The sequence below is a fragment of the Psychrobacter alimentarius genome, from assembly GCF_001606025.1.
Taxonomy (GTDB): domain Bacteria; phylum Pseudomonadota; class Gammaproteobacteria; order Pseudomonadales; family Moraxellaceae; genus Psychrobacter; species Psychrobacter alimentarius.
Map to the genome: position 1 here is coordinate 3,237,865 of NZ_CP014945.1, position 17,104 is coordinate 3,254,968.

General features: G+C 47.8%; 1 protein-coding gene, 4 tRNA genes and 8 rRNA genes. All 13 read right to left on the bottom strand.

Features of this window, described 5'->3' with window-relative positions; all coding sequences use genetic code 11:
* Window positions 1-47 precede the first annotated feature (47 nt).
* Window positions 48-1,577: a M20/M25/M40 family metallo-hydrolase gene (locus A3K91_RS13415; RefSeq protein WP_062845717.1), complete on the bottom strand. Its 1,530-nt coding sequence runs from the start codon at window positions 1,575-1,577 to the stop codon at window positions 48-50.
* Between the two features lie 406 nt (window positions 1,578-1,983).
* Window positions 1,984-2,097: ribosomal RNA gene (rrf, locus tag A3K91_RS13420) — 5S ribosomal RNA — on the bottom strand.
* Window positions 2,098-2,258: 161 nt separating this feature from the next.
* Window positions 2,259-5,113: ribosomal RNA gene (locus A3K91_RS13425) — 23S ribosomal RNA — on the bottom strand.
* Window positions 5,114-5,455: 342 nt separating this feature from the next.
* Window positions 5,456-5,531, bottom strand: a tRNA-Ala gene (locus A3K91_RS13430).
* 7 nt (window positions 5,532-5,538) lie between these two features.
* Window positions 5,539-5,615 (bottom strand) — tRNA-Ile (locus A3K91_RS13435).
* 72 nt (window positions 5,616-5,687) lie between these two features.
* Window positions 5,688-7,226 (bottom strand): 16S ribosomal RNA (locus A3K91_RS13440).
* A gap of 681 nt (window positions 7,227-7,907) precedes the next feature.
* Window positions 7,908-8,021 (bottom strand): 5S ribosomal RNA (rrf, locus tag A3K91_RS13445).
* A gap of 161 nt (window positions 8,022-8,182) precedes the next feature.
* Window positions 8,183-11,037 (bottom strand): 23S ribosomal RNA (locus A3K91_RS13450).
* A gap of 342 nt (window positions 11,038-11,379) precedes the next feature.
* Window positions 11,380-11,455, bottom strand: a tRNA-Ala gene (locus tag A3K91_RS13455).
* A gap of 7 nt (window positions 11,456-11,462) precedes the next feature.
* A tRNA-Ile gene (locus tag A3K91_RS13460) sits at window positions 11,463-11,539 on the bottom strand.
* Window positions 11,540-11,611: 72 nt separating this feature from the next.
* Window positions 11,612-13,150: ribosomal RNA gene (locus A3K91_RS13465) — 16S ribosomal RNA — on the bottom strand.
* Between the two features lie 681 nt (window positions 13,151-13,831).
* Window positions 13,832-13,945 (bottom strand): 5S ribosomal RNA (gene rrf / locus A3K91_RS13470).
* A 161-nt stretch (window positions 13,946-14,106) separates the two neighbouring features.
* Window positions 14,107-16,961: ribosomal RNA gene (locus A3K91_RS13475) — 23S ribosomal RNA — on the bottom strand.
* Together the 16S, 23S and 5S rRNA genes with 4 tRNA genes alongside form the textbook arrangement of a ribosomal RNA operon.
* Window positions 16,962-17,104 lie beyond the last annotated feature (143 nt).

Here is a 17,104-nt window from a genome sequence, read left to right on the forward strand (position 1 = left end):
TCTTCTTAGCAAACGGAAGTAAACGTTATTGCCTACGCCATCTCTTTTTACAAAGGACTAGTAACTAAACTATAGAGTGTGCGTACGCCATTAATATAGTTGCCCATCCGCATGTTTTCGTTAGCAGCGTGCTGATTATTATCTGCATTGACCAAAGGCACGATAACGAATGGTACTTTCAATGCTTCTACAATTTCTGCCGTTGGCACAGTGCCACCCATCATACGAATACGGACTGGTGCAGGCGTTGCGCCAAAAGCTTCAGTCATCGATTGGTATGCCCATTTGCCGACAGGTGCATCCATCGGTGTTGCCGCAGCATTCCCACCTTTACTTTGATAAGTGAAGCTTGCCAACTTATCAAAACGCGCTCTGTCATCATCGGTAGGTTCGCCTGTCACCAAGTGATAGCCTTGTTTTTGAATATGCGTCTCAACGAGCTTGGTAAGATAGTTGGCATCGGACTCGGGCGTTGTGCGTAGATCCAGCTCAGCAACGGCCTTGTCAGGCACGATAGTAGCGACTTTATCACCAACGGCAGCCGACGCCATTCCACGGACATTGAGTGATGGATACTGCATTGCCTCCTGATAGTTGTCACCTACCTTGTCAGGTTTTGCGATACCAAGACGCTTTTGTATCGCAGCTTCATCATCTGGAACAGCAGCCATAATTTTGCGATCGGCAGCGGTGAGCTTCACGCGATCATAGTAACCCGGTATAGTGACACGGCCATCATCACCCTTCATGGAGGCAAGAAGCGTCGCCAAGCGCTGTGCAGGGTTAGGTGAGTAATTGCCATAGTGACCACTGTGTAGCGGTACTTTAGCACCATAAACCGTCAGGCGCGCCTGAGCAGCGCCTCGATTGCCAAAAATCAGTGTCGGCTGATTGGTTGCATGCATAGGTCCATCATTAATAACAATAACGTCTGAGCGCAATAGGTCTTTATTGGCTGACATTACCTTATTAATTGAAGGCGACCCTTTTTCTTCCTCGCTATCCAATATCACTTTCACATTTATACCTTGAGCAACACCGCTAGCTTTTATGGCATCCATGGTGGCCAAAAGCATCATGATTGGTGCCTTATCATCGGCAGAGGAACGCCCAAAAACACGCCATTCAGGATCGACCGAACCATTAAACAGTTTCGCAGAATCCACCTCTTCCCATTTATCATCTGTGGTACGGCGTTTAAGTACTGGTTGCCATGGATCTTTCTGATCCCATTGCTCCGGTACTACTGGCTGACCATCTAGGTGCATATAAAAGAGTACTGTCTTGCGTTTAGGATCAGCATTTGGCTGCTCTGCAAAAAGCATGGGCTTACCGTCATTTTCCAGCTGCTTTGTGACAAAGCCGCGCTTACGAAAAGCGGCGTCGAGAAACTCAACGTTTTTACGAACGTCTGCTGGAACGATCGCATCATTTGGTAACTTTAAGAGGTCGAAGTACTCAGGATAGGTACCTTGTGCATACTGAGCAGCAGAAGAAGCAGAAAGTTTAACGGCATTGGCAGAGCTACACATCACAAGTGCAGCACCAGCCAAAGAAAAGAAACCTAATTTGTTCATAATTTCCCTATTTACGTGAAGTTAACCAAAGCAATCCATTGTAATTTTTAACTATCTTATCAAGACATCATCATTGAGAAGCGAATTAACCTTTTATCAAGCGTTGTCTCAGTGAATTGATTATTCTAAGCTCTATGAATTTATCACTAATAACACAGCTCAACAATATTCATATAGGAATACAGTCTATGTCAATTGGTTAACATTGCTTAGATAACAGCTTTGAATAGGTATATAGTTCGATAGAGAAATAAATGCAGACAGTGCTGTAGAGATAGGAATATATATAGTAAGCACTATGCCCGTTGAATAGAACCTAATACATAGAGTGTTTGAATGCTTGAAACAGACGCGCAAAGAAAAGCCCCTTGATACGTTAGTATCAAGGGGCTAGTCAGGAATAGAGAGCTGACGATGACCTACTCTCACATGGGCGAACCACACTACCATTGGCGCTACGATGTTTCACTTCTGAGTTCGAGAAGGGATCAGGTGGTTCCATCGTGCTATTGTCGTCAGCAAAGGGGGTTAGATATGAGTCTGTTTGTGTGACTTTTGATAAGTACCACATAACCTAACTGAATCAAGGTTAAGGTGATATCGAAATATACTTTCTTATTCTAAAGCTTTCGCTTTGCAAGATAGATTAATTAGACTTGATACAAACCACTTGGGTGTTGTATGGTCAAGCCAAACGAGCAATTAGTACAGGTTAGCTACACGCATCGCTGCGCTTCCACACCCTGCCTATCAACGTCCTAGTCTTGAACGGCTCTTTAGGGAAATCTAATCTTGAGGTGGGCTTCCCGCTTAGATGCTTTCAGCGGTTATCCCATCCGAACGTAGCTACCGGGCAATGCCACTGGCGTGACAACCCGAACACCAGAGGTTCGTCCACTCTGGTCCTCTCGTACTAGGAGCAGATCCTCTCAAATTTCCAACGCCCACGGTAGATAGGGACCGAACTGTCTCACGACGTTCTAAACCCAGCTCGCGTACCTCTTTAAATGGCGAACAGCCATACCCTTAGGACCTGCTTCAGCCCTAGGATGAGATGAGCCGACATCGAGGTGCCAAACACCGCCGTCGATATGAACTCTTGGGCGGTATCAGCCTGTTATCCCCAGAGTACCTTTTATCCGTTGAGCGATGGCCCTTCCATACAGAACCACCGGATCACTAAGACCTACTTTCGTACCTGCTCGACTTGTGGGTCTCGCAGTTAAGCGCGCTTTTGCCTTTATACTCTACGACCGATTTCCGACCGGTCTGAGCGCACCTTCGTACTCCTCCGTTACTCTTTAGGAGGAGACCGCCCCAGTCAAACTACCCACCATACATTGTCCTCGGTATTGTTATACCTGAGTTAGAACCCCAACATGACCAGGGTGGTATTTCAAGATTGGCTCCACCAAGACTAGCGTCTCGGCTTCAAAGCCTCCCACCTATCCTGCACAAGTCAGGTCAAAGTTCAATGTAAAGCTGTAGTAAAGGTTCACGGGGTCTTTCCGTCTAGCCGCGGGTACACAGCATCTTCACTGCGATTTCGATTTCACTGAGTCTCTGCTGGAGACAGCGCTGCCATCATTATGTCATTCGTGCAGGTCGGAACTTACCCGACAAGGAATTTCGCTACCTTAGGACCGTTATAGTTACGGCCGCCGTTTACTGGGGCTTCGATCAAGAGCTTCGCTTACGCTAACCCCATCAATTAACCTTCCAGCACCGGGCAGACATCACACCCTATACGTCCACTTTCGTGTTTGCAGAGTGCTGTGTTTTTAATAAACAGTTGCAGCAGCCTGGTATCTGCGACTGCCAATAGCTTACGGAGCAAGTCCTTCACCATCAGCAGCGTACCTTCTCCCGAAGTTACGGTACCATTTTGCCTAGTTCCTTCAGCAGAGTTCTCTCAAGCGCCTTGGTATTCTCTACCTGATCACCTGTGTCGGTTTAGGGTACGATTCGTTTATGACTATCGCTTAGAAGCTTTTCCTGGAAGCATGGTATTTGCCACTTCGCTGTACAAGTACAGCTTGCTATCAGATCTCGGTATAAAATAGCCCGGATTTACCTAAGCTATAAACCTACATCCTTCCACCTGGACAACCATCGCCAGGCTGGCATAACCTTCTCCGTCCCTCCATCGCATCATAAACAAGTATCGGAATATTAACCGATTTCCCATCGACTACGCCTTTCGGCCTCGCCTTAGGGGTCGACTCACCCAGCCCCGATTAACGTTGGACTGGAACCCTTGATCTTCCGGCGTGCGAGCTTTTCACTCGCATTATCGTTACTCACGTCAGCATTCGCTCTTGTGATACCTCCAGCATGCTTTACAACACACCTTCACAGGCTTACACAACGCTCCCCTACCACTTGAAAACAAATTCAAATCCGCAGCTTCGGCTCCTAGTTTGAGCCCCGTTACATCTTCCGCGCGGGCCGACTCGACTAGTGAGCTATTACGCTTTCTTTAAAGGATGGCTGCTTCTAAGCCAACCTCCTAGCTGTCTATGCCTTCCCACCTCGTTTCCCACTTAACTAGGAATTTGGGGCCTTAGCTGGCGGTCTGGGTTGTTTCCCTCTCCACAATGGACGTTAGCACCCACTGTGTGTCTCCCGGATATCACTCATCGGTATTCGGAGTTTGCATCGGTTTGGTAAGTCGGTATGACCCCCTAGCCGAAACAGTGCTCTACCCCCAATGGTGTTCGTCCGAGGCGCTACCTAAATAGCTTTCGGGGAGAACCAGCTATCACCGAGTTTGATTAGCCTTTCACCCCTATCCACAAGTCATCCCCTGGCTTTTCAACGACAGTGGGTTCGGTCCTCCGGTGCCTGTTACGGCACTTTCAACCTGCTCATGGATAGATCACTCGGTTTCGGGTCTATACCCTGCAACTAGACGCCCTATTAAGACTCGGTTTCCCTACGGCTCCCCTAAACGGTTAACCTTGCTACAGAATATAAGTCGCTGACCCATTATACAAAAGGTACGCGGTCACCCAACAAGTGGGCTCCCACTGCTTGTACGCACACGGTTTCAGGTTCTATTTCACTCCCCTCACAGGGGTTCTTTTCGCCTTTCCCTCACGGTACTGGTTCACTATCGGTCAGTCAGGAGTATTTAGCCTTGGAGGATGGTCCCCCCATCTTCAAACAGGATTTCTCGTGCCCCGCTCTACTTAATATGTTAATGCTAATGTTTCGAATACAGGACTATCACCTACTACGGTCAGCTTTCCCACGCTGTTCTTCTACATTAGTACTAATCGGCTTCTCCCCGTTCGCTCGCCGCTACTAGGGGAATCTCAATTGATGTCTATTCCTAAGGGTACTGAGATGTTTCACTTCCCCTCGTTCGCTTCCTAATAAATTAGGATACCTAGCTTATGCTAGGTGGGTTTCCCCATTCAGAAATCTCCGGATCACAGGATATTGCCGCCTCCCCGAAGCTTATCGCAGGCTGTCACGTCTTTCATCGCCTCTGACTGCCAAGGCATCCACCATGTGCGCTTCATTACTTGACCATACAACCCCAAGTAGTCTTTCGACTAAGTAGTGTCATACACTCTAATTAATGATAACGATATCACCTATGTTTACGCTTGATTCAGTTCTCTTATTTCTTTTTAGCAATCAACCCCTGGGATAACAACTGATGTCGTTAAAGAGCTGATTACTAAGGTTAAGATGTGCGCGTGAACACGCTCATCCTAACCCAGACTCATATCTATGTTTTTAAATAGTCTCTATGCTCTCGTCGAGTCATAGATTTCCGTATAAAACAGAAAGAAGTAATCTTATTAAAATCACTTGTTTCTATTTGATACCTATTTTATTTATTCGCATCCTAAGCTTAACTAAAGTAGTGGTGGAGCCAAACGGAGTCGAACCGTTGACCTCCTGCGTGCAAGGCAGGCGCTCTACCAACTGAGCTATGGCCCCATATAAATGGTGGGTCTAAGTGGACTTGAACCACTGACCCCCGCGTTATCAACACGGTGCTCTAACCAGCTGAGCTACAGACCCAATACGTCCTAAAACGTAAGCTTAAACTAAAGAACAACTTGTTGTGAATTCTTGCTGACCGAATGCTGTCTATAAGGAGGTGATCCAGCCGCAGGTTCCCCTACGGCTACCTTGTTACGACTTCACCCCAGTCATCAACCACACCGTGGTGATCGCCTTCCTTACGGTTAGGCTAACCACTTCTGGTGCAATCAACTCCCATGGTGTGACGGGCGGTGTGTACAAGGCCCGGGAACGTATTCACCGCGGCATTCTGATCCGCGATTACTAGCGATTCCTACTTCATGGAGTCGAGTTGCAGACTCCAATCTGGACTACGATAGGCTTTTTGAGATTCGCATCACATCGCTGTGTAGCTGCCCTCTGTACCTACCATTGTAGCACGTGTGTAGCCCTGGTCGTAAGGGCCATGATGACTTGACGTCGTCCCCGCCTTCCTCCAGTTTGTCACTGGCAGTATCCTTAGAGTTCCCGGCTTAACCCGCTGGTAACTAAGGACAAGGGTTGCGCTCGTTGCGGGACTTAACCCAACATCTCACGACACGAGCTGACGACAGCCATGCAGCACCTGTATTCTAATTCCCGAAGGCACTCCCGCATCTCTGCAGGATTCTAGATATGTCAAGACCAGGTAAGGTTCTTCGCGTTGCATCGAATTAAACCACATGCTCCACCGCTTGTGCGGGCCCCCGTCAATTCATTTGAGTTTTAACCTTGCGGCCGTACTCCCCAGGCGGTCTACTTATTGCGTTAGCTGCGTCACTAAGTCCTCAAGGGACCCAACGACTAGTAGACATCGTTTACGGCGTGGACTACCAGGGTATCTAATCCTGTTTGCTACCCACGCTTTCGAGCCTCAGTGTCAGTATGATGCCAGAAGGCTGCCTTCGCCATCGGTATTCCTCCAGATCTCTACGCATTTCACCGCTACACCTGGAATTCTACCTTCCTCTCACCTACTCTAGCCTGACAGTATCAGATGCAGTTCCCAGGTTAAGCCCGGGGATTTCACATCTGACTTATCAAGCCACCTACGCTCGCTTTACGCCCAGTAATTCCGATTAACGCTTGCACCCTCTGTATTACCGCGGCTGCTGGCACAGAGTTAGCCGGTGCTTATTCTGCAGCTAATGTCATCGTCTCCGGGTATTAACCGAAGAGTCTTCTTCACTGCTTAAAGTGCTTTACAACCAAAAGGCCTTCTTCACACACGCGGCATGGCTGGATCAGGGTTTCCCCCATTGTCCAATATTCCCCACTGCTGCCTCCCGTAGGAGTCCGGGCCGTGTCTCAGTCCCGGTGTGGCTGATCATCCTCTCAGACCAGCTACAGATCGTCGCCATGGTAGGCCTTTACCCCACCATCTAGCTAATCCGACTTAGGCTCATCTAATAGCGAGAGCAACAAGTTGCCCCCTTTCTCCCGTAGGTCGTATGCGGTATTAATTCGAGTTTCCCCGAGCTATCCCCCACTACTAGGTAGATTCCTAAGTATTACTCACCCGTCCGCCGCTCGTCATCTTCTAGCAAGCTAGAAATGTTACCGCTCGACTTGCATGTGTTAAGCCTGCCGCCAGCGTTCAATCTGAGCCATGATCAAACTCTTCAGTTTAATCTTGCTATGAAGCTCTTTAAAGAAGCTTCTAAACTTGGCTCATCTAATCTGGCAAAATCGCTAAAAATTATGTTCGTAATGAATTAACTTTGAGTTTTTCTGCTGTCTTAAATGATAATTTTTATAGTTAATAATCTTCCCGAAAAGAAAAGATAGTCAACTTTATTTTTTAGCATCCTGAATCAGCAAAAATCCACACAAGTTGTTCTTTAGTTATGCTTTTAAATAATGCCTGTCACTGTCGTCCAGTAGCAGTTATCTCTTAACCAATTATTACATAGCCAATGTGGCTTATCCTAATTAGCGAGCTGACTATCATATCATGTTTTAATAGACTGTCAAGCTTCTTTTTTAATTCGTTTCAATAAGTTAGCTCGCTAATTTTAGTGATTACTCACTCAGTTATTAACTGCTTTGCCTTAATGAGGTGCGTATTATAGACGCTTTATTCTTAGTGTCAAGGGTTTATTTTAAGTTTGTTTGAATGACCTGAATCAACCAGATACTCAACCCACCTTCCCTTTCAACTGGGTGGCATTATACGCTTGTTTGAGTCTGGGTCAAGGTCAATTGACAGTTTTTTTATGATTATTTTGCTGAGTCAATTGGCAAACTAAACAGACGCGCAAAGAAAAGCCCCTTGATACGTTAGTATCAAGGGGCTAGTCAGGAATAGAGAGCTGACGATGACCTACTCTCACATGGGCGAACCACACTACCATTGGCGCTACGATGTTTCACTTCTGAGTTCGAGAAGGGATCAGGTGGTTCCATCGTGCTATTGTCGTCAGCAAAGGGGGTTAGATATGAGTCTGTTTGTGTGACTTTTGATAAGTACCACATAACCTAACTGAATCAAGGTTAAGGTGATATCGAAATATACTTTCTTATTCTAAAGCTTTCGCTTTACAAGATAGATTAATTAGACTTGATACAAACCACTTGGGTGTTGTATGGTCAAGCCAAACGAGCAATTAGTACAGGTTAGCTACACGCATCGCTGCGCTTCCACACCCTGCCTATCAACGTCCTAGTCTTGAACGGCTCTTTAGGGAAATCTAATCTTGAGGTGGGCTTCCCGCTTAGATGCTTTCAGCGGTTATCCCATCCGAACGTAGCTACCGGGCAATGCCACTGGCGTGACAACCCGAACACCAGAGGTTCGTCCACTCTGGTCCTCTCGTACTAGGAGCAGATCCTCTCAAATTTCCAACGCCCACGGTAGATAGGGACCGAACTGTCTCACGACGTTCTAAACCCAGCTCGCGTACCTCTTTAAATGGCGAACAGCCATACCCTTAGGACCTGCTTCAGCCCTAGGATGAGATGAGCCGACATCGAGGTGCCAAACACCGCCGTCGATATGAACTCTTGGGCGGTATCAGCCTGTTATCCCCAGAGTACCTTTTATCCGTTGAGCGATGGCCCTTCCATACAGAACCACCGGATCACTAAGACCTACTTTCGTACCTGCTCGACTTGTGGGTCTCGCAGTTAAGCGCGCTTTTGCCTTTATACTCTACGACCGATTTCCGACCGGTCTGAGCGCACCTTCGTACTCCTCCGTTACTCTTTAGGAGGAGACCGCCCCAGTCAAACTACCCACCATACATTGTCCTCGGTATTGTTATACCTGAGTTAGAACCCCAACATGACCAGGGTGGTATTTCAAGATTGGCTCCACCAAGACTAGCGTCTCGGCTTCAAAGCCTCCCACCTATCCTGCACAAGTCAGGTCAAAGTTCAATGTAAAGCTGTAGTAAAGGTTCACGGGGTCTTTCCGTCTAGCCGCGGGTACACAGCATCTTCACTGCGATTTCGATTTCACTGAGTCTCTGCTGGAGACAGCGCTGCCATCATTATGTCATTCGTGCAGGTCGGAACTTACCCGACAAGGAATTTCGCTACCTTAGGACCGTTATAGTTACGGCCGCCGTTTACTGGGGCTTCGATCAAGAGCTTCGCTTACGCTAACCCCATCAATTAACCTTCCAGCACCGGGCAGACATCACACCCTATACGTCCACTTTCGTGTTTGCAGAGTGCTGTGTTTTTAATAAACAGTTGCAGCAGCCTGGTATCTGCGACTGCCAATAGCTTACGGAGCAAGTCCTTCACCATCAGCAGCGTACCTTCTCCCGAAGTTACGGTACCATTTTGCCTAGTTCCTTCAGCAGAGTTCTCTCAAGCGCCTTGGTATTCTCTACCTGATCACCTGTGTCGGTTTAGGGTACGATTCGTTTATGACTATCGCTTAGAAGCTTTTCCTGGAAGCATGGTATTTGCCACTTCGCTGTACAAGTACAGCTTGCTATCAGATCTCGGTATAAAATAGCCCGGATTTACCTAAGCTATAAACCTACATCCTTCCACCTGGACAACCATCGCCAGGCTGGCATAACCTTCTCCGTCCCTCCATCGCATCATAAACAAGTATCGGAATATTAACCGATTTCCCATCGACTACGCCTTTCGGCCTCGCCTTAGGGGTCGACTCACCCAGCCCCGATTAACGTTGGACTGGAACCCTTGATCTTCCGGCGTGCGAGCTTTTCACTCGCATTATCGTTACTCACGTCAGCATTCGCTCTTGTGATACCTCCAGCATGCTTTACAACACACCTTCACAGGCTTACACAACGCTCCCCTACCACTTGAAAACAAATTCAAATCCGCAGCTTCGGCTCCTAGTTTGAGCCCCGTTACATCTTCCGCGCGGGCCGACTCGACTAGTGAGCTATTACGCTTTCTTTAAAGGATGGCTGCTTCTAAGCCAACCTCCTAGCTGTCTATGCCTTCCCACCTCGTTTCCCACTTAACTAGGAATTTGGGGCCTTAGCTGGCGGTCTGGGTTGTTTCCCTCTCCACAATGGACGTTAGCACCCACTGTGTGTCTCCCGGATATCACTCATCGGTATTCGGAGTTTGCATCGGTTTGGTAAGTCGGTATGACCCCCTAGCCGAAACAGTGCTCTACCCCCAATGGTGTTCGTCCGAGGCGCTACCTAAATAGCTTTCGGGGAGAACCAGCTATCACCGAGTTTGATTAGCCTTTCACCCCTATCCACAAGTCATCCCCTGGCTTTTCAACGACAGTGGGTTCGGTCCTCCGGTGCCTGTTACGGCACTTTCAACCTGCTCATGGATAGATCACTCGGTTTCGGGTCTATACCCTGCAACTAGACGCCCTATTAAGACTCGGTTTCCCTACGGCTCCCCTAAACGGTTAACCTTGCTACAGAATATAAGTCGCTGACCCATTATACAAAAGGTACGCGGTCACCCAACAAGTGGGCTCCCACTGCTTGTACGCACACGGTTTCAGGTTCTATTTCACTCCCCTCACAGGGGTTCTTTTCGCCTTTCCCTCACGGTACTGGTTCACTATCGGTCAGTCAGGAGTATTTAGCCTTGGAGGATGGTCCCCCCATCTTCAAACAGGATTTCTCGTGCCCCGCTCTACTTAATATGTTAATGCTAATGTTTCGAATACAGGACTATCACCTACTACGGTCAGCTTTCCCACGCTGTTCTTCTACATTAGTACTAATCGGCTTCTCCCCGTTCGCTCGCCGCTACTAGGGGAATCTCAATTGATGTCTATTCCTAAGGGTACTGAGATGTTTCACTTCCCCTCGTTCGCTTCCTAATAAATTAGGATACCTAGCTTATGCTAGGTGGGTTTCCCCATTCAGAAATCTCCGGATCACAGGATATTGCCGCCTCCCCGAAGCTTATCGCAGGCTGTCACGTCTTTCATCGCCTCTGACTGCCAAGGCATCCACCATGTGCGCTTCATTACTTGACCATACAACCCCAAGTAGTCTTTCGACTAAGTAGTGTCATACACTCTAATTAATGATAACGATATCACCTATGTTTACGCTTGATTCAGTTCTCTTATTTCTTTTTAGCAATCAACCCCTGGGATAACAACTGATGTCGTTAAAGAGCTGATTACTAAGGTTAAGATGTGCGCGTGAACACGCTCATCCTAACCCAGACTCATATCTATGCTTTTAAATAGTCTCTATGCTCTCGTCGAGTCATAGATTTCCGTATAAAACAGAAAGAAGTAATCTTATTAAAATCACTTGTTTCTATTTGATACCTATTTTATTTATTCGCATCCTAAGCTTAACTAAAGTAGTGGTGGAGCCAAACGGAGTCGAACCGTTGACCTCCTGCGTGCAAGGCAGGCGCTCTACCAACTGAGCTATGGCCCCATATAAATGGTGGGTCTAAGTGGACTTGAACCACTGACCCCCGCGTTATCAACACGGTGCTCTAACCAGCTGAGCTACAGACCCAATACGTCCTAAAACGTAAGCTTAAACTAAAGAACAACTTGTTGTGAATTCTTGCTGACCGAATGCTGTCTATAAGGAGGTGATCCAGCCGCAGGTTCCCCTACGGCTACCTTGTTACGACTTCACCCCAGTCATCAACCACACCGTGGTGATCGCCTTCCTTACGGTTAGGCTAACCACTTCTGGTGCAATCAACTCCCATGGTGTGACGGGCGGTGTGTACAAGGCCCGGGAACGTATTCACCGCGGCATTCTGATCCGCGATTACTAGCGATTCCTACTTCATGGAGTCGAGTTGCAGACTCCAATCTGGACTACGATAGGCTTTTTGAGATTCGCATCACATCGCTGTGTAGCTGCCCTCTGTACCTACCATTGTAGCACGTGTGTAGCCCTGGTCGTAAGGGCCATGATGACTTGACGTCGTCCCCGCCTTCCTCCAGTTTGTCACTGGCAGTATCCTTAGAGTTCCCGGCTTAACCCGCTGGTAACTAAGGACAAGGGTTGCGCTCGTTGCGGGACTTAACCCAACATCTCACGACACGAGCTGACGACAGCCATGCAGCACCTGTATTCTAATTCCCGAAGGCACTCCCGCATCTCTGCAGGATTCTAGATATGTCAAGACCAGGTAAGGTTCTTCGCGTTGCATCGAATTAAACCACATGCTCCACCGCTTGTGCGGGCCCCCGTCAATTCATTTGAGTTTTAACCTTGCGGCCGTACTCCCCAGGCGGTCTACTTATTGCGTTAGCTGCGTCACTAAGTCCTCAAGGGACCCAACGACTAGTAGACATCGTTTACGGCGTGGACTACCAGGGTATCTAATCCTGTTTGCTACCCACGCTTTCGAGCCTCAGTGTCAGTATGATGCCAGAAGGCTGCCTTCGCCATCGGTATTCCTCCAGATCTCTACGCATTTCACCGCTACACCTGGAATTCTACCTTCCTCTCACCTACTCTAGCCTGACAGTATCAGATGCAGTTCCCAGGTTAAGCCCGGGGATTTCACATCTGACTTATCAAGCCACCTACGCTCGCTTTACGCCCAGTAATTCCGATTAACGCTTGCACCCTCTGTATTACCGCGGCTGCTGGCACAGAGTTAGCCGGTGCTTATTCTGCAGCTAATGTCATCGTCTCCGGGTATTAACCGAAGAGTCTTCTTCACTGCTTAAAGTGCTTTACAACCAAAAGGCCTTCTTCACACACGCGGCATGGCTGGATCAGGGTTTCCCCCATTGTCCAATATTCCCCACTGCTGCCTCCCGTAGGAGTCCGGGCCGTGTCTCAGTCCCGGTGTGGCTGATCATCCTCTCAGACCAGCTACAGATCGTCGCCATGGTAGGCCTTTACCCCACCATCTAGCTAATCCGACTTAGGCTCATCTAATAGCGAGAGCAACAAGTTGCCCCCTTTCTCCCGTAGGTCGTATGCGGTATTAATTCGAGTTTCCCCGAGCTATCCCCCACTACTAGGTAGATTCCTAAGTATTACTCACCCGTCCGCCGCTCGTCATCTTCTAGCAAGCTAGAAATGTTACCGCTCGACTTGCATGTGTTAAGCCTGCCGCCAGCGTTCAATCTGAGCCATGATCAAACTCTTCAGTTTAATCTTGCTATGAAGCTCTTTAAAGAAGCTTCTAAACTTGGCTCATCTAATCTGGCAAAATCGCTAAAAATTATGTTCGTAATGAATTAACTTTGAGTTTTTCTGCTGTCTTAAATGATAATTTTTATAGTTAATAATCTTCCCGAAAAGAAAAGATAGTCAACTTTATTTTTTAGCATCCTGAATCAGCAAAAATCCACACAAGTTGTTCTTTAGTTATGCTTTTAAATAATGCCTGTCACTGTCGTCCAGTAGCAGTTATCTCTTAACCAATTATTACATAGCCAATGTGGCTTATCCTAATTAGCGAGCTGACTATCATATCATGTTTTAATAGACTGTCAAGCTTCTTTTTTAATTCGTTTCAATAAGTTAGCTCGCTAATTTTAGTGATTACTCACTCAGTTATTAACTGCTTTGCCTTAATGAGGTGCGTATTATAGACGCTTTATTCTTAGTGTCAAGGGTTTATTTTAAGTTTGTTTGAATGACCTGAATCAACCAGATACTCAACCCACCTTCCCTTTCAACTGGGTGGCATTATACGCTTGTTTGAGTCTGGGTCAAGGTCAATTGACAGTTTTTTTATGATTATTTTGCTGAGTCAATTGGCAAACTAAACAGACGCGCAAAGAAAAGCCCCTTGATACGTTAGTATCAAGGGGCTAGTCAGGAATAGAGAGCTGACGATGACCTACTCTCACATGGGCGAACCACACTACCATTGGCGCTACGATGTTTCACTTCTGAGTTCGAGAAGGGATCAGGTGGTTCCATCGTGCTATTGTCGTCAGCAAAGGGGGTTAGATATGAGTCTGTTTGTGTGACTTTTGATAAGTACCACATAACCTAACTGAATCAAGGTTAAGGTGATATCGAAATATACTTTCTTATTCTAAAGCTTTCGCTTTACAAGATAGATTAATTAGACTTGATACAAACCACTTGGGTGTTGTATGGTCAAGCCAAACGAGCAATTAGTACAGGTTAGCTACACGCATCGCTGCGCTTCCACACCCTGCCTATCAACGTCCTAGTCTTGAACGGCTCTTTAGGGAAATCTAATCTTGAGGTGGGCTTCCCGCTTAGATGCTTTCAGCGGTTATCCCATCCGAACGTAGCTACCGGGCAATGCCACTGGCGTGACAACCCGAACACCAGAGGTTCGTCCACTCTGGTCCTCTCGTACTAGGAGCAGATCCTCTCAAATTTCCAACGCCCACGGTAGATAGGGACCGAACTGTCTCACGACGTTCTAAACCCAGCTCGCGTACCTCTTTAAATGGCGAACAGCCATACCCTTAGGACCTGCTTCAGCCCTAGGATGAGATGAGCCGACATCGAGGTGCCAAACACCGCCGTCGATATGAACTCTTGGGCGGTATCAGCCTGTTATCCCCAGAGTACCTTTTATCCGTTGAGCGATGGCCCTTCCATACAGAACCACCGGATCACTAAGACCTACTTTCGTACCTGCTCGACTTGTGGGTCTCGCAGTTAAGCGCGCTTTTGCCTTTATACTCTACGACCGATTTCCGACCGGTCTGAGCGCACCTTCGTACTCCTCCGTTACTCTTTAGGAGGAGACCGCCCCAGTCAAACTACCCACCATACATTGTCCTCGGTATTGTTATACCTGAGTTAGAACCCCAACATGACCAGGGTGGTATTTCAAGATTGGCTCCACCAAGACTAGCGTCTCGGCTTCAAAGCCTCCCACCTATCCTGCACAAGTCAGGTCAAAGTTCAATGTAAAGCTGTAGTAAAGGTTCACGGGGTCTTTCCGTCTAGCCGCGGGTACACAGCATCTTCACTGCGATTTCGATTTCACTGAGTCTCTGCTGGAGACAGCGCTGCCATCATTATGTCATTCGTGCAGGTCGGAACTTACCCGACAAGGAATTTCGCTACCTTAGGACCGTTATAGTTACGGCCGCCGTTTACTGGGGCTTCGATCAAGAGCTTCGCTTACGCTAACCCCATCAATTAACCTTCCAGCACCGGGCAGACATCACACCCTATACGTCCACTTTCGTGTTTGCAGAGTGCTGTGTTTTTAATAAACAGTTGCAGCAGCCTGGTATCTGCGACTGCCAATAGCTTACGGAGCAAGTCCTTCACCATCAGCAGCGTACCTTCTCCCGAAGTTACGGTACCATTTTGCCTAGTTCCTTCAGCAGAGTTCTCTCAAGCGCCTTGGTATTCTCTACCTGATCACCTGTGTCGGTTTAGGGTACGATTCGTTTATGACTATCGCTTAGAAGCTTTTCCTGGAAGCATGGTATTTGCCACTTCGCTGTACAAGTACAGCTTGCTATCAGATCTCGGTATAAAATAGCCCGGATTTACCTAAGCTATAAACCTACATCCTTCCACCTGGACAACCATCGCCAGGCTGGCATAACCTTCTCCGTCCCTCCATCGCATCATAAACAAGTATCGGAATATTAACCGATTTCCCATCGACTACGCCTTTCGGCCTCGCCTTAGGGGTCGACTCACCCAGCCCCGATTAACGTTGGACTGGAACCCTTGATCTTCCGGCGTGCGAGCTTTTCACTCGCATTATCGTTACTCACGTCAGCATTCGCTCTTGTGATACCTCCAGCATGCTTTACAACACACCTTCACAGGCTTACACAACGCTCCCCTACCACTTGAAAACAAATTCAAATCCGCAGCTTCGGCTCCTAGTTTGAGCCCCGTTACATCTTCCGCGCGGGCCGACTCGACTAGTGAGCTATTACGCTTTCTTTAAAGGATGGCTGCTTCTAAGCCAACCTCCTAGCTGTCTATGCCTTCCCACCTCGTTTCCCACTTAACTAGGAATTTGGGGCCTTAGCTGGCGGTCTGGGTTGTTTCCCTCTCCACAATGGACGTTAGCACCCACTGTGTGTCTCCCGGATATCACTCATCGGTATTCGGAGTTTGCATCGGTTTGGTAAGTCGGTATGACCCCCTAGCCGAAACAGTGCTCTACCCCCAATGGTGTTCGTCCGAGGCGCTACCTAAATAGCTTTCGGGGAGAACCAGCTATCACCGAGTTTGATTAGCCTTTCACCCCTATCCACAAGTCATCCCCTGGCTTTTCAACGACAGTGGGTTCGGTCCTCCGGTGCCTGTTACGGCACTTTCAACCTGCTCATGGATAGATCACTCGGTTTCGGGTCTATACCCTGCAACTAGACGCCCTATTAAGACTCGGTTTCCCTACGGCTCCCCTAAACGGTTAACCTTGCTACAGAATATAAGTCGCTGACCCATTATACAAAAGGTACGCGGTCACCCAACAAGTGGGCTCCCACTGCTTGTACGCACACGGTTTCAGGTTCTATTTCACTCCCCTCACAGGGGTTCTTTTCGCCTTTCCCTCACGGTACTGGTTCACTATCGGTCAGTCAGGAGTATTTAGCCTTGGAGGATGGTCCCCCCATCTTCAAACAGGATTTCTCGTGCCCCGCTCTACTTAATATGTTAATGCTAATGTTTCGAATACAGGACTATCACCTACTACGGTCAGCTTTCCCACGCTGTTCTTCTACATTAGTACTAATCGGCTTCTCCCCGTTCGCTCGCCGCTACTAGGGGAATCTCAATTGATGTCTATTCCTAAGGGTACTGAGATGTTTCACTTCCCCTCGTTCGCTTCCTAATAAATTAGGATACCTAGCTTATGCTAGGTGGGTTTCCCCATTCAGAAATCTCCGGATCACAGGATATTGCCGCCTCCCCGAAGCTTATCGCAGGCTGTCACGTCTTTCATCGCCTCTGACTGCCAAGGCATCCACCATGTGCGCTTCATTACTTGACCATACAACCCCAAGTAGTCTTTCGACTAAGTAGTGTCATACACTCTAATTAATGATAACGATATCACCTATGTTTACGCTTGATTCAGTTCTCTTATTTCTTTTTAGCAATCAACCCCTGGGATAACAACTGATGTCGTTAAAG